The sequence below is a fragment of the Stenotrophomonas sp. genome (assembly GCF_050737075.1).
Classification (GTDB): domain Bacteria; phylum Pseudomonadota; class Gammaproteobacteria; order Xanthomonadales; family Xanthomonadaceae; genus Stenotrophomonas.
Window position 1 is genome coordinate 39,610 of record NZ_JBOHXV010000019.1, and the last position, 22,854, is coordinate 62,463.

Genomic DNA, 22,854 nt, shown 5'->3' on the forward strand with positions numbered 1-22,854 from the left:
CAAGGGCGCGCCGGCATTGCACCGCGCGCGCCCTGCTTCCGTCCCCGCACCCTCAGCGGACTTCGGAGATCTCCACCCCATCCAGGCCCTGCGACAGCGTGCGGGCATCGCCGCCCTGCGAGAGCTTGATGCGCAGGCGCACTTCGTTCTGCGAGTCGGCATAGCGCAGCGCGTCTTCGTAGCTGATCTCGCCGGCCTGGTACAGCTCGAACAGGCTCTGGTCGAAGGTGCGCATGCCCAGCTGCACCGACTCCTTCATCACTTCCTTGAGCTTGTGGATTTCGCCGTCGCGGATGTAGTCCTGCACCAGCGGCGTACCCAGCATGATCTCCATTGCGACCTTGCGCGACTTGCCGTCCGGCGAGGGCACCAACTGCTGTGCAACCACGCCCTTCAGGTTCAGCGACAGATCCATCAGCAACTGGTTGCGGCGGTCTTCCGGGAAGAAGTTGATGATGCGGTCCATCGCCTGGTTGGCGTTGTTGGCGTGCAGGGTACACAGCACCAGGTGACCGGTTTCGGCGAACGCGATGGCGTGGTCCATGCCTTCGCGGGTACGCACCTCGCCGATCATGATCACGTCCGGCGCCTGGCGCAGGGTGTTCTTCAGCGCCGCGTCCCAGCTGTCGGTGTCGATGCCGACCTCGCGCTGGGTGATGATGCAGCCTTCGTGCTTGTGCACGAATTCGATCGGGTCTTCGATGGTGATGATGTGGCCGGTCGAATTGAGGTTGCGGTAACCGATCATCGCGGCCAGCGAGGTCGATTTACCGGTACCGGTCGCGCCCACGAACAGGATGATGCCGCGCTTGGTCATCGCCAGCGTCTTGATGATCGGCGGCAGGCTGAGTTCTTCCACGGTGGGAATGCGCGTTTCGATCCGGCGCAGCACCATGCCCACCTGGTTGCGCTGGTAGAAGCAGCTCACGCGGAACCGGCCCACGCCGGACAGGCCGATGGCGAAGTTGCACTCGTGGGTCTTTTCGAATTCCTCGCGCTGGGCCGGCGTCATCACGTTCAGCACCATGTCGCGGCTCTGCTGCGGCGTCAGTGGGGTCTGGGTGATCGGCGAGATCTTGCCGTTGACCTTGATCGCCGGCGGCATGCCCGCGGTGATGAACAGGTCCGAGGCCTTCTGGTGCGCCATCAGCTTGAGGAACGAGGTGAAGTCGATGGTGGTGCTGGTGGTGTTCATTGCGGTGTGCTCCGGAGACCTTGCCGAGGGCCGGGCAACGCCCGGCACTACCGAATCTGTCACGCCGGGCCGAGCCCGGCGCTGCCGTTATTCGAAGATACGCTTGTCCTTGGCGTATTCCTTGGCCTGGTTGCGCGTGATAAGGCTGCGCTTGACCAGGTCCTGCAGGTGCTGGTCCAGGGTCATCATGCCCATCTGCTGGCCGGTCTGGATCGCCGAGTACATCTGCGCCACCTTGTCCTCGCGGATCAGGTTGCGGATGGCCGGGGTGCCCACCATGATTTCCCACGCAGCGGTACGCCCGCCGCCGACCTTCTTCAACAGCGCCTGCGAGATGACCGCACGCAGCGATTCGGACAGCATCGAGCGCACCATCGGTTTTTCACCGGCGGGGAACACGTCGATGATGCGGTCGATGGTCTTGGCCGCCGAACTGGTATGCAGGGTGCCGAACACCAGGTGGCCGGTTTCCGCCGCGGTCAGCGCCAGGCGGATGGTTTCCAGGTCGCGAAGTTCGCCCACCAGGATGATGTCCGGATCTTCACGCAGTGCCGAGCGCAGGGCTTCGTTGAAGCCGTGCGTATCGCGGTGCACTTCGCGCTGGTTGATCAGGCACTTCTGCGAGGTGTGCACGAATTCGATCGGATCCTCGACGGTGAGGATGTGGCCGTATTCGTTCTTGTTGATGTGGTCGATCATCGCCGCCAGCGTGGTCGACTTGCCCGAACCGGTCGGGCCGGTCACCAGGATCAGGCCCTGCGGCTGATCGATCAGCTCGCGGAAGATCGGCGGCACCGCCAGGTCTTCCAGGGTCAGCACCTCGGACGGAATGGTACGGAACACCGCACCGGCGCCGCGGTTCTGGTTGAACGCGTTGACGCGGAAGCGCGCCAGGCTGGGAATCTCGAACGAGAAGTCGACCTCGAGGAATTCCTCGTAATCGCGGCGCTGCTTGTCCGACATGATGTCATAGACAAGCGCGTGCACCTGCTTGTGGTCCAAGGCCGGAATATTGATGCGACGGACATCGCCGTCCACGCGGATCATCGGCGGCAGGCCTGCCGACAAATGAAGGTCCGACGCTTTGTTCTTCACGGAAAACGCCAACAGCTCGGCGATATCCATACGCTGCTACTCCCCATAGACTGCTGCGACTGGAAGGATCTTTCCCCGAGCGGCAGTATAGCCTCCCTGATCCACCTGAAAATCCTCTTTCAAAAGCTGCCCCCACCCGTGACCGCCCTGCCCCTGCCTACCCTGCTGCTGAACCTGCACAACGCGGCCACCGCCGCCGGGCGGCCAGACCCCCGCCTGCTGGCGGTGTCCAAGACCCAGCCGGCCGAGGCCGTGGCCGCGCTGGCGGCGCAGGGCCAGCGCGCGTTCGGCGAGAACTACGTGCAGGAGGCAGTCGCCAAGATCGACGCGCTGGCGGCACTGGGGCTGGAGTGGCACCTGATCGGCCACCTGCAGTCCAACAAGGCCGAGCTGGCCGCGCAGCGCTTCGACTGGGTGCAGAGCGTGGACCGCCTCAAGCTGGTGGCCGCGCTGGCCGCGCACCGGCCGGCCCGCCTGGCGCCACTGAATGTGCTGGTGCAGGTCAATATCGACGATGAAGACAGCAAGCATGGCTGCTCGCCGGATGCGGTGCCGGCGCTGGCCGCCGCCATCGCCGCCGAACCACGGCTGTGCCTGCGCGGGCTGATGGCGATCCCCGCCCCGTGGCCGCAGGTGGAACGCCGCGCGCAGGCCTTCGAACGCATGCACGCCCTGTTCCTGGCGCTCGCCGCCGGGCACCCGCAGGTCGACACGTTGTCCATGGGCATGAGCGGCGACTACGCCGAGGCCGTTGCCCATGGTGCCACCCTGGTCCGCGTCGGCACGGCCCTGTTCGGCGCCCGCACCTGACCGCCCCCTGTTCCACGACCAAGGAATTCGCATGACCGCTGCATCCATCACCTTCATCGGCGGCGGCAACATGGCCCGCAGCCTCATCGCCGGCCTGGTCCGCCAGGGCACCGCCCCCGCCCACATCCACGTGGCCGAACCGGTGGCCGAGCTGCGCGCGCAGCTCACCGCGGACTTCGGGGTGAAGACCTATGCCAGTGCGAGCGAGGCCGCCGCGCAGGGTGGCGTGTGGGTGCTGGCGGTGAAGCCGCAGGTGCTGCGCGACGTATGCGCGGCACTGGCCGACATCGCGCAGGCCCAGCGGCCGCTGGTGGTGTCCATCGCCGCCGGCATTACCAGCCCGCAGTTGGAGCGCTGGCTGGGCGGCAACGCGGCGGTGGTGCGTGCGATGCCCAACACCCCGGCGCTGCTGGGCGCGGGCGTCACCGGCCTGTTCGCCACGGCGGGCGTCAGCGATGCACAGCGCGCACAGGCCGATCAGGTGCTGCGCAGCGCCGGCCGCACCGTGTGGATCGACGATGAGGCACGGATGGATGCGGTGACCGCGGTCTCCGGTAGCGGTCCGGCTTATGTGTTCCTGCTGGCCGAAGCGATGGAGGCGGCCGGCATCGCCCAGGGCCTGTCGGCCGACGCGGCGCGCACACTGGTGGTGCAGACCCTGCTCGGTGCCAGCCGCATGCTGGACGAATCCGGCGAGGCGCCGGCCGAGTTGCGGCGCAGGGTGACCTCGCCCAATGGCACCACGCAGGCGGCAATCGAGAGCTTCCAGGGTGAGGGGTTCGAGGCGATGGTCGCGCACGCGATCGACGCGGCGACGCGGCGTGGGCAGGCGTTGTCTGCGGCCAACGATTGATTGAACGTTGTGGGTTGGTCGCGCAGCGGGGCAGAGCCCCGCTCTACGTGACGTTGTCCAACAAAAAATCGACAAAACTGGCCAGCTTGGGCCGCGGCCGCCGATCCGCCAGATACACCAGATGCAGCGGCCTCGGCTCGGGCAGGTAATCGCCCAGCACCGGCTGCAGCCGCCCGGCGGCGATATCGTCCGCCAGTAGAACCGCCGGCTGCAGGATCAATCCCGCCCCGGCCAGCGCCGCCCGGCGCAAGCCATCGCCGTCGTTGCACAGCAGCCGCGAATGCGCCGACCAATCCTGTTCCGGATGCCCGCGCAGCCGCCACCCGTGGCCGCCGCGCCAGGCCAGGTGGGTAAGGCACTCATGCGCGTGCAGGTCCGACGGATGCAGCGGAACACCGCGCCGCCGCAGGTAGGACGGCGCGCCACAAATCTGCATGGCATACGGCGGCAGCGGCCGCGCCACCCACTCGGCCGAGCCCAGCTGGCCCATCCGCACCACCGCATCGAACTGCTCCTCGATCAGGTCCACCCGCCGGTTGCTCAGGTCCAGCTCCACGCTCACCTGCGGGAAGGCGGCCAGGTAATCGGCCACCAGCGGCGCCAGCACGCAACTGCCCCAGGTGACCGGCGCACTGATCCGCAGCACGCCCTGCGGCTGCGCCTGCAGGCCTTCCACGCTGGCCTCGGCCTGCTGCACCTGCTCAAGCACGCTGCGGCAGCCCGCCAGATAGTTGCGCCCGGCGTCGGTCAGGCTCTGCCGGCGGGTATTGCGCTGCAGGAGGCGCACGCCAAGGTGCGCTTCCAGTTGCTGCAGATACTTGCCCACCATCACCGGTGACACCCCCATCTGCTGGGCGGCAGCGCTCAGGCTGCCCCGGTCGACCACGGCCACGAAGGCCTGCATGCAGCGCAGCGTATCCATTCATAACTCACGGTTAGCAATCTGCAAAGCATACGCCGGTTACCAAACCTCCGTGGGCGGCGCAGACTGGCGATATTCCCCCTTTACTGGAGTGAGCAGCATGAAGATCCTTCTCGTAGGCGCCAGCGGAACGCTTGGCCAGGCCGTCGCAGCGACCCTGGGCGCCCACCATCAGATTGTCCGCGCCGGTCGCCACGGCGGCGATGTGCAGGTGGACCTGACCGACGATGCCAGCGTGCATGCGCTGTTCGAGCAGGTCGGCACGGTGGACGCGGTGGTCGCCACCACCGGCCGCCTGCACTTCGGGCCGCTGGCCGACATGCAGCCGGCGCAGTTCAACCTGGGGCTGCAGGACAAGCTGCTGGGGCAGGTCCGTTTGGCGCTGGCCGCGCAGCACCATCTCAGCGTGCGCGGCTCGATCACGCTGACCAGCGGCATCGTCAGCGCGCAGCCGATCCGCGATGGCGCCAATGCGACGGCAGTGAATGCAGCGTTGGAAGGCTTCGTGCGCGCCGCCGCGTGCGACCTGCTGCCGCGCGGGCTGCGCATCAACGTGGTGAGCCCGAACGTGCTGGTCGAATCGATGGATGATTACGGCGCGTATTTCCCGGGGTTTGAGCCGGTTACCGCGCATCGGGCGTCGTTGGCGTATCAGCGCAGCGTGGAGGGGGTGCAGAGCGGGCAGGTCATTGCCGTGTGGTGACCCGGTACCGCGGGGACACGCATGGCGTGTCGCTACGTGTGGCGTAATCCGGCACCGCGCTCAGCCACGCAGGGCGTGGCTCTACGCTGTGGGGCGATGAATCAGCGCGCGGTAGAGCCACGCCCTGCGTGGCTGCGCGCGGCGCGTCACCCCCAGCGCTGCGGCCCATCGCCCTGCTCGCCCAGCGCGTCGCCCGGGTTGGCCAGCCGGCAGCGCTTCAATGACAGGCAGCCGCAGCCGATGCAGTCGGTCAGCTGGTCGCGCAGCAGCAACAGCTGCTCGATGCGCTGGTCCAGTTCGGCGCGCCACAGCGCCGACATCTTCGCCCACTCCGCGCGGGTCGGGGTCTTGTCCTGGGGCAGCGCCGCGAATGCCTGCGCCACCGCTTCCAGCGGCATGCCCACGCGCTGGGCCACGCGGATCACCGCCAACCGGCGCAGCACCTCGCGGTTGAAGCGGCGCTGGTTGCCTGCCGTGCGCAGGCTGCGGATCAAGCCCTTGCGCTCGTAGAAATGCAACGCCGACACCGCAACCCCGCTGCGGCGCGACACCTCGCCTACACTCAGCTCCTGCGCGATCACGCTTGACCTCAACCATGGTTAAGGTCGCATCGTGCGGGACCGCGCCGCGCACTGCAAGCGACGCGCATCCTTCGTTGCCTGGAATCCGCATGTCTTCCGATGTTGCCGCCCCCACCGTGCCCACCGTCGCGCCCGATGCACCGCCGTCGATCCTGTCCCCGGCGTACCGCGCCACCACGATCGGCATGGTCGCGCTGGTCTCGCTGCACGCCTTCGAAGCGTTGGCCGTGGCCGCCGCCATGCCCACCGTTGCCCATGACCTCAATGGCCTGCGCCTGTACGCGTTGGCCTTCGGCGGCACCTTGGCCACCAGCGTCATCGGCATGACCCTGGCCGGGCGCTGGAGCGACCAGCAGGGCCCCGCGCGGCCGCTGTGGCTGGGCCTCGGCTGCTTCATCGCCGGGCTGCTGCTGGCCGGGTTGGCCCAGCACATGGCCGTGCTGGTGCTCGGCCGCCTGCTGCAGGGGCTGGGCGCCGGCGCGATCTCGGTGGCGCTGTATGTGCTGGTGGGGCGAACATTCCCCGAAGCGATGCGGCCACGCGTGTTCGCCGCCTTCTCCGCCGGCTGGGTGGTGCCTTCGCTGATCGGCCCGGCGATCAGCGGGCTGATCGTGCAGCACGTGGGCTGGCGTTGGGTGTTCCTTGCGGTGCCGGTATTGGCCATTCCCGCCGCACTGCTGTTGCGCCCTGCGCTGCGCGAGGTACGTGCGCTGGACAGCGCGCCGGCAGCACCGACCACACACGTGGTGCGCTGGGCAGTCGGGGCCTCATTCGGCGCGTTGTTGTTATACGTGGGCGGCCAGCAGGTGGGCTGGCAGGCTGCCGCGCTGCTGGTGCCGGCGTTGGCGTTGCTGGCCGTGTGCAGCTGGCGGCTGCTGCCACCCGGCACGTTGCGGCTGCGGCGCGGGCTGCCCAGCGTGATCGCCCTGCGCGGCATTGCCGCTGCCGCCTTCTTCGGCTGCGAGGCGTTCCTGCCGCTGCTGCTGCAGCGCGAACGCGGGCTCAGCCCCTTGCTGGCGGGCGTGGCGCTGAGCATGGGTGCGCTGGGCTGGTTCAGCGGTTCCTGGTTCCAGGGCCATCAGCGCCACGGCTGGTCGCGGCGGCAGCTGCTGCATGTGGGCGCGCTGTTGATGTGCGGCGGCATCATCGCCACCTCGCTGACGCTCCAGCCCGGCGTACCGCTGTGGCTTGCGCTCGCCGGCTGGACGCTGACCGGGCTGGGCATGGGGCTTATCTACCCGAGCCTGTCGTTGCTGACGCTGTCGTTGTCGCCGCCGGCCCAGCAGGGCGCGAATACCTCGGCGCTGCAGCTCAGTGAAGCCTTGGGCGTGGCCACCACGCTGGCGGTGTCCGGTTCGTTGTTCGCGCTGCTGCTCAACACCGATGTGACGCTGGGCTATCTGCTGATCTTCGCGATCATGCTGCTGCTCGCGGCCGCCAGCGTTGTGGTGGCGCGGCGGGTCTGATCAAGGCGACACTTCCTCCAGGTCCTCCCTGAGGATCCGCCGGATCTCCAGCACCGCCTGCGGGGTTTCCTGCACGCTGTGCCCGGAGATGATCACCTTCTCCGATACCGCGCCGGGCAGGTGCGCGCTCCAATACGGCACCAGCCCATCGTCGGACTGCTCCAGCGGCACGCCCGGTTTGCGCTGCGCGATGATGGAGTGGTATTTCAGCCCCGGCATGATCGGCAGTGCGCTGGATGCCTTCACGAACGGATCGCTGGCCTTGAGGTTGTCGATGCTGTTGGGAATCTGCAGCTTGGTCGCCTGCGCCGACTGCACTTCGGACTGCTGCAGGGTCTGGAACACATCCTCGAACTTACCCAGGATCGTGATCGGCAGGCGCACCAGGCGGCCGATGAAGCGCCCCACCCGGTTACCCGCGATGTCCGTTCCTTTGTGCGGGGCGGCGATGAAGATCGCGCGCTCCACGTTCGGCTCCGCGTCGAAATGCAGCAACGGCCCCAGCTTGGCCTCCACCCGCTTCAGGCGTTCGCCCTTGAGGTCGTAGTTGGCCAGCAGCTGGTTCCACAGCGTGTCGCCGGAACTGGTCACCAGCAGACGCGCCAATACCCCGCCCATGCTGTGGCCGATGAAGACCATGTCCTTCGATGCCGGCGAGGTGCCCTTCGGATCGAAATGCTTCAGCGTGTTGTCGAAGGCCTGGTCGATCTCGTAGCGGTTCAACGCGATCGGCGCGTTGGTCGGGTAATACACCTGCCACACCTGGAAGTGCCGGCGCAGCTCCGGGTCGCCGAGGATCTCGTTGGCGACGTTCACCCACGCCTCCGGGCTGCTGCCCAGGCCGTGCAGCATGAAGATGATGCGGCGGTTCGGGTCCCACGGCTGCATCAGGTACATGTGCGGCTCGGCAATGCCCTGGCTCAACCCGAACAGCGTGCGCAGCGACTGTGTGGCAAAGCCCGACTGCGCCAGCCACATGCCATAGGCCGCCGTGAAGTTGCCGGCCAACGGCACCTTCTCGCCGTGCAGGTCCACGCGTTCGGTGGACTCGGGCGAATACACGTCGAACAGCACCTGGGTGGTGTCCAGCACCTGCTGCAGGCTGTCGCCCTTGAAGCGCAGCAAGGCGGTGGCATTGATCGCCGACATCTCGCTGTACTGCGGAATCTCAACCTTCTCGCCGTCCACCGCTGCGATCAGTTTGGGCGGGTCCATCACCACCACCAGCTCGGCGCCGAAGCCATCGCGCCGGTAGGTGCTGCGCAGGCCGGCGAAGCTTACCGACGAGGCCGACACCATGGTGCTGGGGATGCTGGTCAGGCGCAGTTCGTCGAAGTCCGAGGTCAGCGTCCAGCGCTCGCCGGCCACCGCCGCGTTGTAGTCCTCGCCTTCCAGCGCGCTTTCGCGGCTGCGCTTGAACACCACCGTGGCGGTCTGTTCGGCGGCGTAGTTGTAGTAGTCGCGCACCTGGGTCTGGCGGTCCTCGAAGGCCCGGTCAGACGGCGTGCGCCCGCTGAAGAACAGGTAGGCATAGGCATACCGCGCCGCTTCCAGCCAGGCGTCCAGCGCCGCGTCGGACATCGGCGTCTTCTCACGGTCCTTCGGCTTGGGCGTCAGCGCCAGCGCGTTCTTCACCCACAACTCGGACAGCGTCGAGAGGCGCTGCTCCTCGGGCAGGTCGCGGGTCTCCTTCAGGGTCTTCTCGCAGGCGCCGATGTCCTTCTCGCACAGCGCCACATCCAGCCCGATCACGCTCAGCGTTTCCTGCGAGGCCATGCTGAATTTGCCAGAGGTGAGCACGTCGCCGCGCTTGCTGGCCAGGTAGTCGGTCGGCTTCACCTGTTTCATGGTGACCATCGCGCAGCCGCTGGAAAGCAGCAGCGACAGCAGCACCGCCAGCAGCGGCACTCCGCGGTGCTGGGCCCGGCTCATGGCTGCGCCTCCGCGCCGACGCCGGGCACGCCCTGGCGGATCAGCTGCGAGAAGCGTGGGTCGTTGCCGGCCGCGCGCGCACGGTCGGTGATGCGCCCGCGCGCCTTGAGCGTGGGGAAGTCCACGCCCGGCGCGAGCACGCCCAGGTCGCGCGCGTATTCGGCGAAATAGCCCGATGCCAGCAGCCGGTAATCCAGTGGCAAGCCCGGCGCGATCTGCTTGGCCAGTTTGTACACGATGGTGGTGCAGTTGCTGGTGAGCGTGTTGTAGAACGCCGGCGCGGCGTCCAGCTTGCGCGCCTCGCCCAGGTAGGAAACAAACAAGCCCTTGAGCTGGTCGCGGGTCATGCCCTGCAACCGGTAGAGATAGACGTCTTCGCCGCGCACGTTGCTGCGCACCCGCACGATGTCGGTTTCCTCGGCCGCAACCAAGGTCATCTCGAACTTGCGGAAGAACCCGCCCAGTGCCGAGAAGGATTCGCCGCGCTCCTTGCGGATCTCCAGCGAGAACACCAGCTGGCGCCCGTCGGCGAAACCGAACGACACCAGCGTGTGGGCGATCGTCGGCCCCATCCAGTAGGACAGGATCAGGTCGGCCGAGCGCAACTGGTCCAGATCGTATTCGCGGCGCTCCCAGCGCGCGTCGTGGTCGTCATCGGTGCGCCAGGTGAAGTTGCGCACGTTGTCGAGCACCACATGCTGGCCATCGAAGCTCACCACCTTGAGACGCTGCGCCACGTCGTCGGCCCAGACCCGGTCCTGGCGCGGCGTCAGCAGCAGCCACCACACACCGGTGGCCACCAGCGCGAGCAGGAACACCGCCCCCGGCCAACGGCCGACGCGGGCCCGGCCGACTGCCACCGCCGTGATCATCGCGAAGCCGGCCCATACGGCCATCAGTACACCGCGCAGCCAACCCGGCCCCGGCAGCTGATACGCCAACATGCCTGCCACCCACAGCGCCGCCACCAGCATCACCACTGCCAGCGCCCATCGTCCTGCTGTCTTCACGCATCGTTCCGTCGGTTGGTTGGGGCGCTAGTTAGCCACAACCGCGCGTGTGCAGCATGTCTGCCTGTTCAGGTTAGGGCGTGAAGGCGGGAAACGCCGGTGCACCGCCTGTTCAGCGACGTCCGCCGGATACCTTCTGCCAGGGCGCCATGCCCTTGCGGCCGTGCAGCAGCGGGCGCTTCAGCGGCGCGCGGCGCGGCATCGGGATGCCGACACCGGGGGCCGCGCTGTCGTCGCGGCGCAGGTCCTCGGCACGCTCGCCGACCAGCAGCGCCGCCACTTCTTCCAGCCCGTTGCGCATCGCTCTGGCGGCTGTCTGCAGGGTATTCATGGGGGCGTCTCCGGATCTGGCGTGGGGACGGTCTACGTTATGGCCCGCCACGCGTAGGCGCCGTGCAGGGGATGTGGCAGGAAGATGAAGCCGCCCGTCCACGCTTCGCAGCTGAGAGTCATTTGCGTTCGCATCCTCACCTTCGGATAATCGCGGCCTTCGCTCCTGGGGATTCCCGTCATGCCTGCCCTGTCGCGCCGTTCCTGCCTGTTGCTGCTGGCCCCCACCCTGCTGGCCTCTGCCCTGGCCCATGCCCAGGACACCGACAGCGCCCGCACCCTGGACGCGGTGACCGTGGTTGCCGACCGCGCCAGCACCGCGACCAAGACCGATACCCCGCTCACCCAGACCCCGCAGGCGATCAGCGTGGTGACCAACAGCCTGTTCACCGACCGTGGTGCGCAGAACCTGCAGGAGACCCTGCGCTACAGCGCCGGCGTCACCGCCGATGCCTATGGCCTGGATACCCGCAGCGACGGCAGCACCGTGCGCGGACTGGACCCGGTGCAATATCTGGACGGCCTGCGCCGCAGCTACGGCTTCAACCCGATGGCGCGTACCGAGGTATACGGCCTGGAACGCGTGGAAGTCCTTCGCGGCCCGTCGTCGGTGCTGTACGGTGCCGGCGCCACCGGCGGCATCATCAATGCCATGACCAAGCGCCCCACCTTCACCGACGTGGGGGGGGAGGTAGGCGTGCAGCTGGGCACCTTCGACCGCAAGCAGTTCCAGGGCGATGTGGGCGGCGCGCTGAACGACGCAGGCACCCTGGCCGGTCGCGTGGTCGGCCTGGTGCGCGATTCGGGCATGCAGACCGACTACATCAGCGACGACCGCGTGTATCTGGCGCCGTCGATCAGCTGGCGCGGCGAGCGCAGCACGCTCACCGTCCTGACCAGCTACCAGCACGACAAGACTGCCTCCAGCCAGCAGTTCCTGCCGGTGGCGGCCACCCTGCGGGCGCCGCCCGGCACGCCGCGGCTGGACCCGTCGACCTTCCTCGGCGACCGCGACTTCGACAAACTCGATTCCACGGTCTACAGCGTCACCGCGTTGTTCGACCACCGCTTCAACGACACCATCAGCCTGCGCTCGGCCGTGCGCTACCTCGATGGCAGCACGGAATTCCGCGAGCTGTATCCGGACACCTACAGCAACCCGACCGACCCGTTCATCGACGCCGACCGCCGCGTGCTCAACCGCAACGCCTATGGCGTGCGCCCGGACGTGCGCTCGCTGACCAGCGACAACGCGGTGCAGTTCGACTTCGCCACCGGTGCGTTCCGGCACCTGCTGCTGGCCGGCGTGGACTACAGCGACTACCGCGAGAAGTCCTACAACCTGGATGCCACGCCGACGCCGATCGACATCTACACCCCGGTGTCCACCGGCGTGACCATCAATGGCTGGGACCGCCTGCCCGACCAGCAGACCACCCAGCTGGGCGTGTACCTGCAGGACCAGATCCGCTGGGCCGACCGCGTGTCGCTGGTGCTGGGCGCGCGCCGCGACCATGCGCGCAGCAAGACCGAGGGCCTGCCCAGCCAAACCGACAACGCCACCACCTGGCGCGCGGGTCTGATCGGCGACGTGGGCGGCGGCGTGTCGCCGTACATCAGCTACAGCGAGTCGTTCCTGCCGGTCACCGGCCAGGACCTGTATGGCCGCGCGTTCAAGCCGATGCAGGGCGACCAGTGGGAGGGCGGCATCAAGTGGCAGCCGGCCTCGACCATGCTGGTCACCCTGGCGGCCTACCGCATCACCGAAACCAACCGGCAGACCAACGATCCGGACAACGTGCTCAACGTCATCCAGACCGGCGAAATCCAGTCCAAGGGCGTCGAGCTGGAGGGCCAGTTCCAGTTCGCGCATGACGTCACGTTGACCGCCGCGTATTCGCGCAACAAGGCCGAAGTGACCAAGAGCAACTTCGCCATGGAAGTGAACCAGCGCCTCAACGACACCCCGCAGGAACTGGCCTCGCTGTGGCTGGGCAAGGGCTTCCAGCTCGACGACGACGCGCGCCTGCGCCTGGGCCTCGGCGGCCGCTACGTGGGCAACACCCAGTCGCTGGGCTATGGTGGCTTCATCCGCACGCCGAGCTACACGCTGGTGGACGCCTTGTTCGAAGTGCAGGTCGTGGACTGGACGATGGCGCTCAACATCACCAACCTCAGCGACAAGAAGTACTTCGCCCCCTGCCGCAACTTCGGCGACTGCTTCACCGGCAACCCCCGCACCGTGACCGGCACGATTTCGTACCGGTTTTGATCGCCAGAGAACCGCATGCAACGCACCACCCTCAAAGCCTGGTTCCTGGTCCACAAGTGGACCAGCCTGATCTGCACCCTGTTCCTGCTGTTGCTGTGCGTGACCGGCCTGCCGCTGGTGTTCGGCGAGGAAATCGCCCACCTCAGCGAACCGCACGTGGAAACGCCGCAGACACAGGCGCCGCACCGCGACCTGGATGCACAGGTGCGCACCGCGCTGGCGCAGTACCCGGGCAACGTACCGCTGTTCGTCGGCTGGGATTGGGAAGGGCACACCGTGTACGTGAACACCGGTGCGCGCGTCGACACCCCGCCGCCGCAGATGAAAACGGCGCTGCTGCACGCCAGCAGCGGCGCGCTGGTGCCCGCGCCGCAGTTCAACGAAGGGGTGATGTACTTCCTGCTTCGCCTGCACACCGACCTGTTCCTCGGCCTGCCCGGCATGCTGTTCATGGGCGCGATGGGCCTGCTGTTCGCCGTGGCGATCATCTCCGGACTGGTGCTGTACGGCCCCTTCATGCGTCGCCAGCGCTTCGGCACGCTGCGCACCGGCCGCAGCCGCCGGCTGGCCTGGCTGGACCTGCACAACGTGATCGGCGTGGTCACCCTCGGCTGGGCACTGGTGGTGGGCATCACCGGCGCGATCAACACCATCGCCAAGCCACTGGAAACCGCGTGGCAGAGCCAACAGCTGGGCGAATTCGCCGCGCGCTACGCCGGCCAGCCGCGCCCCACCACCCTGGCCTCGCTGCAGGCCGCGGTGGACACCGCGCGCGCCGCCGAGCCGGACATGCGCCCGGCCTTCGTCAGCTTCCCCGGCACCGGCTACAGCGGCGACCACCACTACGGGGTGTTCATGCAGGGCAATACCCCGCTCACCGAGCGCATGTACCGCCCGGTGCTGATCGATGCGGCCACCGGCGACCTCACGGCACAGCCGCAACTGCCCACCTACATGACCGTACTGCTGCTCAGCCAGCCGCTGCACTTCGGCGATTACGGCAAGCTGCCGCTGAAGATCCTGTGGGCGCTGCTGGACCTGCTCACCATCGCGGTCCTGATCAGCGGTTTGTACCTGTGGTTCAAGCGCGGCAGTACCGAGGCACGTGTGACCGAGATCGAGCGTGCCGAAAAGACCGGGGGCGCCGCATGAGCCGGCCTACCTCTCCAAATGGCAGCCCGTTCACTGCCCCGGCGTGGATCGCCGCTGCCAGCGTGCTGGGGCTGGTCAGTGCCCTCATCGGCGATGGCGTGTACGACGTGGTGTCGTGGGCGGTGTTCGCCGCCCTGATCGGGCTGGTGGTACGGGCGTGGGTGAAGCGGACGCGCTGACGCGTACAGAGGCTCCGGTTGCCACGCTCGCCTATACTCCACGGGGTACCCACCCTTGAGTTGAACATGGACGTTACCTTCTGCAGCCTGCGACGCATGGCCATGGGCCTGTTTGCAACGTTGTGCTTTACCGCCGGCAGCGCACACGCTGCGCCGATCGACGACGCGCTGGCGGCGCAGAAGGCGGCCATCGCGCAGCTGCAGGCGCTGGCAACCGCGAGTGCCACGGCGGCCGCCTCCACGGCGCCGGACTGGAAGGTGTTGGAGGCACAGCTGGAACAGGTGTTTCTTCCCACCGCGCGCATGTCCGACTTTGCCGAGGCCGACCGTCTGAAGACGATGACGCTGTGCCTGAATCTGTTCGATGCGCAGATCGCGATGCTGGCCCCCGCCGAGGCGGAGTTGAAGGCGTCACCCGAAAGTGTGGGGGCCGCGCACGAGACCATGAAGGAGCTTCTCGCCCAGAGTCGTCCCATGCGTCGCAACCAGACACGCATATTCCTGGAACAGACGCGATGCTTCACTCAGGTTCTACTGCTCGACGCGGCTACCTGGCCGGTTGAGAGCGGCCCCTCCGACGATACCAATCGAATGTTGGGAATGCTGGTGGCTCCGGTCAGGGCCTTCTCACTTGCATCATTCGGCGGCCTGCTCGACCCCGCCATCGGGCCTCAGGAGCGTGTGGAACTTGCCGCGCAGGTCCTGCCCGTCGCCGAGGCACTGGCACAGGCGCTGCCGCCGGAAATGCGTGGCGCCGTTCCCGAAACATTGGAGCGCGACCTCGACAAGGCTGCCCTTCCTGACCGCGCCACCGTGCAACCGGTGCTGGACGCCTTCCGTACCGACGCTTGCGCGCTCTCCTGCGAACGCAGCAGGGGCCGCCTTGCCGACGAAACGGCCAGGAACGGGCGTTGATCCAGACACCGCAGCCGCATCAACGCACCGGTTCAACCACCACTGCAGTCCCATAGCACAGCACTTCAGTGAGGCCAGTCATGATGTCGGTGGCGTCGTAGCGCATGCCGATGATGGCGTTGGCGCCCAGCATCCGCGCGTGCTTGGCCATGTCGCGATAGGTCTCCTCGCGGGCCTGCTCGCACAGTTCGGTGTAGATGGTGATGTTGCCGCCGAACAGGGTCTGGATGCCGCCGAGGAAGTTGCCCACGATCGAACGCGAACGCACGGTAATGCCGCGTACGACACCCAAGTTGCGCGCGATGCGGAACCCTGGCAGCTCGAAGGCGGTGGTCACCATGGAATCGTCAAGACGAACCGCGGTGGGTGGGCGTGCTGCGCTGTTGTACGGGTCTGCCATGCTTGCCTCGGTGTGTGTGGGGGCCCGATCACGCGTGATGTTCCGCGCCGCATGAAGCATCATCCCCGATGCTCAGCTGATCCGCGCCCCCAGGCGGGTTCCGAATAATTGCACACATCCAAGTGGAATCAACCAGCTCGACCAGAGCAGTCCAGAAATCAGCGCGCCGCTTGGCGACACCCCCGATGCGATGGCGACCGGCAGCATGAGCCGGAACAACACGGGGGCCAGCGTGACTGCATAGCTGCGGATCATCCAGGCCCTGTGCCGTTGCACCTGGCCCAGGCGGATCGAGCGCATCGCCCACCAGGCGGTCGTCAGCCACGCCAACGCGGTGGAGCCGAAGCCAAGCCGGATCGACAGCGGCGCCGGGGTGGTGGCGATCAGCCCGGCGGCCGCAGCACTCGCCACCAGGACGCCGCCGAAGTAGACGTATCCCAGCCGGCGGTGCAGTGCCGGGCGCCGGTACCACCACCGCGCCAGAAACTGCGCGGGACCCAGCGCAATGGCGACGACACCCCCCGCCAGATGCAGCCACAGCCAGCCATGGCGTCCCATGAAACGCTCATAGGCAGGCCCCGCCATCAGGTGGTACTTCCCGTATACGGCGAGCAGGAACTCGGTCGATATCAGCAGTACAACCAGCCAGAGAATGACCGCCGGCAAGGAACGCATCGCGTTCCCCCAGCGCGAAGACAGTGCATCCATGGCATGGCCTCCTTCAGGTCGGGCGAGCGGTCAGTATGGAACGGCCGGAGGCACCCGTGGCGACGGCGCCTCTGCGCCGCCATCCGCCAGCAGGCCCGGCATCCGCTCGGCCAGCCAATCGATGAACACCCGGAGCCGGTGGGTGACGTGCCGGTTGTTGGGGTACACCACATGGAACGGGTAGGGCGCCGGCCGCCACGGCTGCAGTACTTCCACCAGCGCACCGCTGCGCAGCGCGGGGCCGGCAGCGTAGCTGAAGGTCTGCACCAGCCCCATCCCCGCAAGCGCAGCGGCCAGATGCGCGTTGCTTTCATTGATCCCCAGGCGGTGCTCGGGCTTGATCTCCAGCAGCCCCTCTGCGCTGCGGAAGCGGAACGGTACGGCGCGCCCAGTGGAGGGCAGCAAATAGCTCACCAGCCGGTGCCCGTTGTGGAGTTCCTGCGGATACGCCGGCAGGCCACACGCCTTCAGATACGCCGGGCTGGCGCAGGTGATCAGGACGGCATCGCCGAGGTGGCGCGCCACCAGCGACGAGTCGTCCAGCGGTCCGCCGCGGATCACGCAGTCCACGTTCTCGCCCACCAGGTTCACCGTGCGATCGGAGACGCCCAGTTCGATGCGGATGTCCGGGTAACGGTGCATGAAGTCCGGCAACGCCGGCACCAGCACGTCGCGCGCGGTCGAACCGCCCACGTCCACCCGCAGCAGTCCGCGCGGCGTACCCCGCGCCGCACTGAACGACGCATCGATGTCTTCCAGGTCGCGCAGGATGCGCCCTGCCTTCTCGTAGTACGCCTGCCCTTCGGCCGTGATCGATACCCGGCGGGTGGTCCGCTGCAGCAGCCGAACGCCTAGGTGCGCTTCCAGCTCGCGCACCAGCTTGCTCAGGGTGGCGTTGGGCATGTCCAGCGAGTCGGCGGCGCGGGTAAAGCTGCCGGCCTCGACGACGCGGGCAAAGGCGCGGATGGCGATGAGCTGGTTCATGGGCTCGATTATGCACAGCGGTGGATAGTGATTGTATTTTTTCGATATTTATCCACAAATGCCACCCGCCTATCGTTCTCCCATCGGCAGCGGGAATCCTCCCCTGCCCCACGCAGGAGAGCACCATGACTACCTTCAACGGCAAGATCGCCCTCGTCACCGGCGGCACCTCGGGCATCGGTTTGGCCAGCGCCCAGCACCTCGCGTCGCTGGGCGCCACGGTCTTCATCACCGGCCGGCGCCAAGCCGAACTGGACGCGGCGGTGGCGTCCATTGGATCGGGCGCGACCGGCATCCGTGCCGATGCCTCGCGGCCGTCCGAGCTGGACGCGGTCTACGCACAGATCGCCCGTCAGGCCGGCAAGCTGGACATCCTGCTGGCCAACGCCGGCGGCGGCGACATGCTGCCGCTGGGGGCGATTACCGAAGCGCACTTCGACCGCATCTTCGCCACCAACGTGCGCGGCGTGCTGTTCACCGTGCAGAAGGCGCTGCCGCTGCTGGTGGATGGCGCGTCGGTCATCCTTACCGGCTCTACCGTATCCATCCAGGGCACGGCGAACTTCAGCGTGTACAGCGCCAGCAAGGCGGCGGTGCGCAACTTTGCCCGCTCATGGGCACTCGACCTGAAGGACCGCGGCATCCGCGTCAACGTGGTCAGCCCCGGCCCGATCCGCACCCCCGGCCTGGGCGACCTGGTGCCCGACGACGCCCGGCAGGGTCTGTTCGACCACCTCGCCGCGCAGGTACCGCTCGGACGGCTGGGCGAACCGCAGGAAGTGGCCAACGCGGTGGCCTTCCTGGCCTCGGACCAAGCCAGCTTCATCAACGGCATCGAGCTGTTCGTCGATGGCGGTATGGCGCAGGTGTAGTGCACAGGGGGGCGGTGGAGAACCTGCGGTAGGTGAGTACGCGAAAAAAACGGGCAGCAGTTCACGTTTCATGTGACCATTTCCCCCTATGTCCGACCCCACCCCCAACGCCCCCCTGACCGATCCCGCACTGCTCCGCGATATCGCCGAGATCGGCCGGATCAAGGCCGTCCCGCGCATCCTGGAAACGGTCGCCCACATCACCGGCTCGCGGTTCACGGCGGTTGCCCGCGTGACCGAGACCACCTGGACCGCGTGCGCGACCTACGACACCCTGGGCTTCGGCCTGGTACCCGGCGGCCAGCTGGTGCTGGAGACGACCATCTGCGATGAGATCCGGCAATCGGCCAAGGCAGTCGTGTTCTCGCATGCCAGCCAGCATCCGATCTATTCGCAGCATCATACGCCGCGCATCTATGGGCTGGAGAGCTACGCGTCCGTGCCGATCTTCCGGCCGGACGGGAGTTTCTTCGGCACCCTGTGCGCCATCGATTCGGCGCCCGGAGACTTCGACGAGGCGCATATCCTGCGTTCCATGGAACTGCTGGCCGAGCTGGTCGGCAATTACCTGGACACCGAGGACCGCCTTGAACAGGCCGCCCTCGCGCTTTCCGATGCGCATCAGGTCGCCGAGCTACGCGACCAGTTCATCGCCGTGCTCGGGCACGACCTTCGCAATCCGCTGCAGTCGATCAGCATCGTTGCCGAAACGCTGGAGATGGAGCCCCATTCGGACCGCCAGCAGCGCATGTTCGACCACATCACGGCCAGCGTGACGCGCATGCAGGGGCTGGTCAGCGACGTGCTGGATTTCGCCCGTGGGCGCCTGGGCGGCGGTATTCCCATCGCATTGCGACCGGTCGCCAACCTGGATGCCGAACTGCAGCAGGTCGTGAACGAGGTGGTGAACGCCACCGGGCGTTCGGACATCGCGGTACGCATGCAGGTGGGGTGCACCGTGATCTGCGATCCCAACCGGCTCGCGCAGTTGCTTGCCAATCTGTTGACCAATGCCGCGCAGCACGGCGACAGCACGGTGCCCATCGCGCTGGAGGTGCAGGCCGATGCAGAGGCGTTGGTGCTCACCGTTCGCAACGGCGGGCATATTCCCGCGGACATGCTGGGCAGCCTCTTCAGCCCGTTCTCGCGTGAGCAGGGGGCGCTTCCGCGGCCCGGGTTGGGGCTGGGGCTTTATATCGCGGCGGAGATCGCGCGCTCGCATGCGGGGACGCTGACGGTGGCGTCCAGTGAGGATGCGGGAACGGCTTTCGCGTTCCGGATGCCGAATTCGGGGTGGTGAGAATACGCAGCCACGCAGGGCGTGGCTCTACGGGGACGTGGTCCCCGTAGGCCGTTTTGCGTCAGGACTTGATGAAGGCCAGCAGGTCCGGGTTGATCACATCGGCGTGCGTGGTCAGCATGCCGTGCGGGTAGCCCTTGTAGACCTTGAGCGTGCCGTTCTTGAGCAGCTTCACCGACAGCTCGGCGGAGTCCGCAATCGGCACCACCTGGTCGTCGTCGCCGTGCAGCACCAGCGTGGGCACGGTGATCGCCTTGAGGTCGTCGGTCTGGTCGGTTTCCGAGAACGCCTTGATGCCCTCGTAGTGCGCCTTCGCGCTGCCCATCATGCCCTGGCGCCACCAGTTCTGGATCACGCCCTGGGAGATCTTCGCGCCGGGGCGGTTGAAGCCGTAGAACGGGCCGGTCGGGAAATCCACGAACAGCTGGGCGCGATTGGCCGCAACACCCGCACGGATGCCATCGAACACCTCGATCGGAAGCCCGCCCGGGTTGGAGGCGGTCTTGAGCATCAGCGGCGGCACCGCACTGACCAGCACGGCCTTGGCGACGCGGCCCTGGGGCTGGCCGAACTTGGCCACGTAGCGCGCCACTTCACCGCCGCCGGTGGAGTGGCCGATGTGCACCGCATTGCGCAGGTCGAGGTGTTCAGCCACGGCGGACGCGTCGGCCGCGTAATGGTCCATGTCATGCCCGTCGCTGACCTGGGCCGAACGCCCGTGACCACGACGGTCGTGTGCGATCACCCGGTAACCGTGCTGCAGGAAGAACAGCATCTGGGTATCCCAGTCGTCCGACGACAGCGGCCAACCGTGGTGGAAGACGATGGGCTGCGCGTCGCGCGGGCCCCAATCCTTGTAGAAGATGCGGACGCCATCTTTGGTGGTGACGAAATTATCGGACATGTGCGTGGTTTCCAGTAGTGACGTGGGGGTGCGCGCCGTGGCGAAACTGGGCAGCGCCATCACGGCGAGCGCCGAGGCGCCGACCTGAAGCGCCTGGCGGCGGGTGAACGTCAGCGTATCCAGCTGGCGTGGGGGCATCGATGCATCCTCCTCGTGGGCGGCACCCGCATGGGAACAGACGCGCTGCACCGGCGCTTGTACGCCGTTGCGCTTTATCTGCCGGCCAGCGACCGCAGGCGGCTGAACATCGCCCCCAGCCGATCGCGCAGCCCCGCCACACCTGGGCGGTAACGCGATTCCCAGGCGAAAGCGGCCGGGATCTGCAGATCGATCTCGGTACCGCGCCCCGGCCGGCCAGAGAGGATGGTCACGCTGCCGCCGGCACGCGCGGCGCGCTCGCGCATGCCTTCCAGGCCCCAGTGTCCTTCCGGCTTACCTGTCTCCTGCGAGAATCCCACCCCGTCGTCGTGGATGCGAAGCCGGAATGCCTGGCGGGCGTAGCTGATGGAAACCTGCACCGTCATGGCGCGCGCATGGCGGAACGCATTGAGCATCGCTTCGCGGCCGATCATGTAGGCCTCTTCACCCGCGCAACGCTGCATCGGCCGCGGCGTGCCTTCCACCACCAGCCGCACCGCCGGCATCTCCATCCCGTCGCACTCCTCCAGTACCGCCATCAACGCCGCGCCCAGCTCCTGCGCGAGGCCTACCTCCCCGCGCAATCCACGCACGCGCTCGCGGCCGTCGGCCGCCACCCGCTCGGCCAGGGTCATGGCTGCTTCCAGTTCGAGCCGCACCGGATCGGTCGGTGCCAGTTTCCTGCTCGACGCATGCAACCGCAGGATCAGCCCCTGGGTGCTCTGCAGCAGGGTGTCGTGCAGGTCCCGCGCGATCCGCTCGCGTTCCAGATGCCGCTCATCCAGGCGTGCACGGATGCGCGCGGCCAGCTGCCGCAGTCGCCCCAGGTAGAGCAGCCACAGCACTGCTGCCGCCACAGCGACGCAGAGCGCGCGGAACCAGCCCGTCTCCCAGTAGTGCGGCGCGATGGAGATCGCCAGCCGGGCACCCCGTTCGTTCCACACGCCGTCGTTGTTGCTTGCCGCAACGCGAAACACGTACTTGCCCGAACCCGGTGCGTTGTAGAACGCCGAGCGGGCCGGCGATGCCTCGAACCAGTGCGAATCGAAGCCCTCGAGCATGTAGCGGAAACGCACCCGCTCGGGAATGGAGAGGCTCAGCGCAGTGAAGCGGATGCGCAGATTGCGCGTGCCCGCAGGCAGGGCCACTTTGCCCGCCTGGATCGGTACGTCGGCACCATCGACCGCCAGCGACAGAATCTCGACCGGCGGCGGTACCGGATTGCGCACCGTCTTCTGCGGATCAATCGCGACCAGGCCACTGGTCGTCGAAAACCAGAGCCGGCCGTCCTGCGTGCGTGCTGCGGTAGGCAGTGGCCGGAACTGCGCTGCGATGCCGGGCAAGGCATCCAGGGCATCGAACCGCTCGTAGCGTGGCCTGCCCTGCGCGCCAAAGAGTTTCGCAAGGTCACCAGCGCGCACACGCACCACGCCACGCGCGCCGTTGAACCAGAGGTCACCGGCGGTGTCGGCAACGATGCCGCTGATGCCGCGCAGATCCTCGCGCACTCCGGGCACCACATTGCGCAGCGTGTTCCCGACCACCTGCGCCAGGCCACGCTCGCCGCCGATCCACATGCCCTGCCCGTCGTCGAACAGCGCGGTGACGTTGCCCACGTCCAGCGGTTCACCCGACCACGGTGTCGAGAACACTCCGTCCTGCATGACCGCCACGGCATTGCGTGCGAACCCCAGCCACACGCGTCCGCGTGCATCGGCCTGCATCACCAGCGGTGAATCCCCGGGTGGAAGACCCTGCTGATTCTGTACATGCGTCCAGCGTCCCTGCGCGAAACGGTGCAGGCCGGGCGTATTCAACGACATCCACAGCGCGCCATCCGGCGTGGTCGCCATGGCCTGCACGCCCGAACGGCCGGGAACCGGCAGCTCGGACACCTTCTCGAAACGCTCGCCCTGCTTCCGCCACAGTCCGTCGGGGCCGGCGAGCCAGATGCGTCCGCTGGCATCGCGGTGCATGGCCGTGATCGCCGACGGCAGCGCAAGCGCCTGTCGCGATGCCAGGTCCACGCGCTGCAGCGGATGGTTGCGGGTGCCTACCAGCAGGGCATCGCCGTCGGCGGCAATGGCGAATTCCTGCGCGCCTTCCGGCATCGCCACCTGGATCAGGTTGGCG

The 22,854-nt window shown here is 67.4% G+C and carries 22 protein-coding genes; 10 read left to right on the top strand and 12 right to left on the bottom strand.

Features of this window, described 5'->3' with window-relative positions:
- Positions 1-52 precede the first annotated feature (52 nt).
- Positions 53-1,195, bottom strand: a complete 1,143-nt coding sequence (locus ACREPD_RS06975; protein ID WP_421568500.1) for a PilT/PilU family type 4a pilus ATPase — start codon at positions 1,193-1,195, stop codon at positions 53-55.
- 87 nt (positions 1,196-1,282) lie between these two features.
- Positions 1,283-2,320, bottom strand: a complete 1,038-nt coding sequence (locus tag ACREPD_RS06980; RefSeq protein ID WP_070208322.1) for a type IV pilus twitching motility protein PilT — start codon at positions 2,318-2,320, stop codon at positions 1,283-1,285.
- A 108-nt stretch (positions 2,321-2,428) separates the two neighbouring features.
- Between ACREPD_RS06980 and ACREPD_RS06985 the strand changes: the two genes are divergently transcribed.
- Complete coding sequence (locus ACREPD_RS06985; RefSeq protein ID WP_431598646.1) at positions 2,429-3,100, top strand: YggS family pyridoxal phosphate-dependent enzyme; 672 nt, start codon at positions 2,429-2,431, stop codon at positions 3,098-3,100.
- 31 nt (positions 3,101-3,131) lie between these two features.
- Positions 3,132-3,953: a pyrroline-5-carboxylate reductase gene (proC, locus tag ACREPD_RS06990; RefSeq protein WP_431598647.1), complete on the top strand. Its 822-nt coding sequence runs from the start codon at positions 3,132-3,134 to the stop codon at positions 3,951-3,953.
- Positions 3,954-3,996: 43 nt separating this feature from the next.
- Here proC and ACREPD_RS06995 read toward each other — a convergent pair whose 3' ends face one another.
- Positions 3,997-4,875 (bottom strand): LysR family transcriptional regulator, encoded by an 879-nt coding sequence (locus ACREPD_RS06995; RefSeq protein WP_431598648.1) that lies wholly within the window; start codon positions 4,873-4,875, stop codon positions 3,997-3,999.
- Positions 4,876-4,975: 100 nt separating this feature from the next.
- Here ACREPD_RS06995 and ACREPD_RS07000 point away from each other — a divergent pair, with 100 nt between their 5' ends.
- Complete coding sequence (locus tag ACREPD_RS07000) at positions 4,976-5,578, top strand: short chain dehydrogenase (RefSeq protein ID WP_431598649.1); 603 nt, start codon at positions 4,976-4,978, stop codon at positions 5,576-5,578.
- 146 nt (positions 5,579-5,724) lie between these two features.
- On the opposite strand, the gene soxR is transcribed toward ACREPD_RS07000, so the two are convergent.
- Positions 5,725-6,159 carry a redox-sensitive transcriptional activator SoxR gene (soxR, locus tag ACREPD_RS07005; RefSeq protein WP_421568508.1) on the bottom strand — a complete coding sequence of 145 codons (435 nt, stop codon included), beginning with the start codon at positions 6,157-6,159 and terminating at the stop codon, positions 5,725-5,727.
- A gap of 89 nt (positions 6,160-6,248) precedes the next feature.
- Here soxR and ACREPD_RS07010 point away from each other — a divergent pair, with 89 nt between their 5' ends.
- Positions 6,249-7,625 carry an MFS transporter gene (locus ACREPD_RS07010; RefSeq protein WP_431598650.1) on the top strand — a complete coding sequence of 459 codons (1,377 nt, stop codon included), beginning with the start codon at positions 6,249-6,251 and terminating at the stop codon, positions 7,623-7,625.
- Here ACREPD_RS07010 and ACREPD_RS07015 read toward each other — a convergent pair whose 3' ends face one another.
- From ACREPD_RS07015 to ACREPD_RS07025, 3 genes are all read right to left on the bottom strand, one after another.
- The gene (locus ACREPD_RS07015; RefSeq protein ID WP_431598651.1) at positions 7,626-9,557 is read right to left on the bottom strand and encodes an esterase/lipase family protein; all 1,932 of its coding nucleotides are present in this window, start codon (positions 9,555-9,557) and stop codon (positions 7,626-7,628) included.
- Positions 9,554-10,531, bottom strand: a complete 978-nt coding sequence (locus tag ACREPD_RS07020) for a DUF4105 domain-containing protein (RefSeq protein WP_431598664.1) — start codon at positions 10,529-10,531, stop codon at positions 9,554-9,556. Before ACREPD_RS07020 ends, ACREPD_RS07015 begins: the two co-directional genes overlap by 4 nt.
- 148 nt (positions 10,532-10,679) lie before the next feature.
- The gene (locus tag ACREPD_RS07025; protein WP_421568513.1) at positions 10,680-10,898 is read right to left on the bottom strand and encodes a hypothetical protein; all 219 of its coding nucleotides are present in this window, start codon (positions 10,896-10,898) and stop codon (positions 10,680-10,682) included.
- Positions 10,899-11,078: 180 nt separating this feature from the next.
- On the opposite strand from ACREPD_RS07025, the gene ACREPD_RS07030 reads away from it, so the two are divergent.
- The 4 genes from ACREPD_RS07030 to ACREPD_RS07045 all read left to right on the top strand — a co-directional run bounded on the left by ACREPD_RS07030 (position 11,079) and on the right by ACREPD_RS07045 (position 15,415).
- Entirely contained in the window at positions 11,079-13,169 is a 2,091-nt protein-coding gene (locus ACREPD_RS07030) for a TonB-dependent siderophore receptor (protein WP_431598652.1), read from the top strand.
- A 15-nt stretch (positions 13,170-13,184) separates the two neighbouring features.
- Positions 13,185-14,321 (top strand): PepSY-associated TM helix domain-containing protein, encoded by a 1,137-nt coding sequence (locus ACREPD_RS07035; protein WP_431598653.1) that lies wholly within the window; start codon positions 13,185-13,187, stop codon positions 14,319-14,321.
- Complete coding sequence (locus ACREPD_RS07040; RefSeq protein ID WP_431598654.1) at positions 14,318-14,500, top strand: hypothetical protein; 183 nt, start codon at positions 14,318-14,320, stop codon at positions 14,498-14,500. Before ACREPD_RS07035 ends, ACREPD_RS07040 begins: the two co-directional genes overlap by 4 nt.
- 66 nt (positions 14,501-14,566) lie before the next feature.
- On the top strand, positions 14,567-15,415 hold the full coding sequence (locus ACREPD_RS07045; RefSeq protein ID WP_431598655.1) for a hypothetical protein: 849 nt from the start codon (positions 14,567-14,569) through the stop codon (positions 15,413-15,415).
- Positions 15,416-15,434: 19 nt separating this feature from the next.
- Here the strand turns inward: ACREPD_RS07045 and ACREPD_RS07050 are convergent, their stop codons facing one another.
- From ACREPD_RS07050 to ACREPD_RS07060, 3 genes are all read right to left on the bottom strand, one after another.
- A complete protein-coding gene (locus ACREPD_RS07050; RefSeq protein WP_431598656.1) occupies positions 15,435-15,815 on the bottom strand; it encodes a YbjQ family protein in 381 nt (126 codons plus the stop codon).
- A 72-nt stretch (positions 15,816-15,887) separates the two neighbouring features.
- Positions 15,888-16,523, bottom strand: coding sequence for a DUF2306 domain-containing protein (locus tag ACREPD_RS07055; RefSeq protein ID WP_431598657.1), 636 nt, complete (start codon positions 16,521-16,523; stop codon positions 15,888-15,890).
- 30 nt (positions 16,524-16,553) lie between these two features.
- Positions 16,554-17,507: a LysR family transcriptional regulator gene (locus ACREPD_RS07060; protein ID WP_431598658.1), complete on the bottom strand. Its 954-nt coding sequence runs from the start codon at positions 17,505-17,507 to the stop codon at positions 16,554-16,556.
- A gap of 125 nt (positions 17,508-17,632) precedes the next feature.
- On the opposite strand from ACREPD_RS07060, the gene ACREPD_RS07065 reads away from it, so the two are divergent.
- Entirely contained in the window at positions 17,633-18,379 is a 747-nt protein-coding gene (locus ACREPD_RS07065) for an SDR family NAD(P)-dependent oxidoreductase (protein WP_431598659.1), read from the top strand.
- An 88-nt stretch (positions 18,380-18,467) separates the two neighbouring features.
- Positions 18,468-19,679 (top strand): GAF domain-containing sensor histidine kinase, encoded by a 1,212-nt coding sequence (locus tag ACREPD_RS07070; protein ID WP_431598660.1) that lies wholly within the window; start codon positions 18,468-18,470, stop codon positions 19,677-19,679.
- A gap of 61 nt (positions 19,680-19,740) precedes the next feature.
- Here the strand turns inward: ACREPD_RS07070 and ACREPD_RS07075 are convergent, their stop codons facing one another.
- Together ACREPD_RS07075 and ACREPD_RS07080 are read right to left on the bottom strand one after the other, a co-directional pair.
- On the bottom strand, positions 19,741-20,583 hold the full coding sequence (locus ACREPD_RS07075) for an alpha/beta fold hydrolase (protein ID WP_421568631.1): 843 nt from the start codon (positions 20,581-20,583) through the stop codon (positions 19,741-19,743).
- Between the two features lie 212 nt (positions 20,584-20,795).
- The coding region (locus ACREPD_RS07080; protein WP_431598661.1) for a triple tyrosine motif-containing protein at positions 20,796-22,854 on the bottom strand (2,059 nt) is incomplete at its 5' end.

Excerpts from the sequence above, each read along its gene's own strand:
- ACREPD_RS07070 (WP_431598660.1), top strand. The coding sequence starts at position 18,468 with ATGTCCGACCCCACCCCCAACGCCCCCCTGACCGATCCCGCACTGCTC.
- ACREPD_RS07030 (WP_431598652.1), top strand. The coding sequence starts at position 11,079 with ATGCCTGCCCTGTCGCGCCGTTCCTGCCTGTTGCTGCTGGCCCCCACC.
- ACREPD_RS07050 (WP_431598656.1), bottom strand. The coding sequence starts at position 15,815 with ATGGCAGACCCGTACAACAGCGCAGCACGCCCACCCACCGCGGTTCGT.
- ACREPD_RS07010 (WP_431598650.1), top strand. The coding sequence starts at position 6,249 with ATGTCTTCCGATGTTGCCGCCCCCACCGTGCCCACCGTCGCGCCCGAT.
- ACREPD_RS06975 (WP_421568500.1), bottom strand. The coding sequence starts at position 1,195 with ATGAACACCACCAGCACCACCATCGACTTCACCTCGTTCCTCAAGCTG.
- ACREPD_RS07075 (WP_421568631.1), bottom strand. The coding sequence starts at position 20,583 with ATGTCCGATAATTTCGTCACCACCAAAGATGGCGTCCGCATCTTCTAC.
- ACREPD_RS07045 (WP_431598655.1), top strand. The coding sequence starts at position 14,567 with ATGGACGTTACCTTCTGCAGCCTGCGACGCATGGCCATGGGCCTGTTT.
- ACREPD_RS07020 (WP_431598664.1), bottom strand. The coding sequence starts at position 10,531 with ATGCTGGTGGCGGCGCTGTGGGTGGCAGGCATGTTGGCGTATCAGCTG.
- ACREPD_RS07060 (WP_431598658.1), bottom strand. The coding sequence starts at position 17,507 with ATGAACCAGCTCATCGCCATCCGCGCCTTTGCCCGCGTCGTCGAGGCC.
- ACREPD_RS07025 (WP_421568513.1), bottom strand. The coding sequence starts at position 10,898 with ATGAATACCCTGCAGACAGCCGCCAGAGCGATGCGCAACGGGCTGGAA.
- ACREPD_RS07065 (WP_431598659.1), top strand. The coding sequence starts at position 17,633 with ATGACTACCTTCAACGGCAAGATCGCCCTCGTCACCGGCGGCACCTCG.
- ACREPD_RS06980 (WP_070208322.1), bottom strand. The coding sequence starts at position 2,320 with ATGGATATCGCCGAGCTGTTGGCGTTTTCCGTGAAGAACAAAGCGTCG.
- ACREPD_RS06995 (WP_431598648.1), bottom strand. The coding sequence starts at position 4,875 with ATGGATACGCTGCGCTGCATGCAGGCCTTCGTGGCCGTGGTCGACCGG.
- ACREPD_RS07015 (WP_431598651.1), bottom strand. The coding sequence starts at position 9,557 with ATGAGCCGGGCCCAGCACCGCGGAGTGCCGCTGCTGGCGGTGCTGCTG.
- ACREPD_RS07035 (WP_431598653.1), top strand. The coding sequence starts at position 13,185 with ATGCAACGCACCACCCTCAAAGCCTGGTTCCTGGTCCACAAGTGGACC.
- ACREPD_RS07040 (WP_431598654.1), top strand. The coding sequence starts at position 14,318 with ATGAGCCGGCCTACCTCTCCAAATGGCAGCCCGTTCACTGCCCCGGCG.
- ACREPD_RS07000 (WP_431598649.1), top strand. The coding sequence starts at position 4,976 with ATGAAGATCCTTCTCGTAGGCGCCAGCGGAACGCTTGGCCAGGCCGTC.
- proC (WP_431598647.1), top strand. The coding sequence starts at position 3,132 with ATGACCGCTGCATCCATCACCTTCATCGGCGGCGGCAACATGGCCCGC.
- ACREPD_RS07055 (WP_431598657.1), bottom strand. The coding sequence starts at position 16,523 with ATGGATGCACTGTCTTCGCGCTGGGGGAACGCGATGCGTTCCTTGCCG.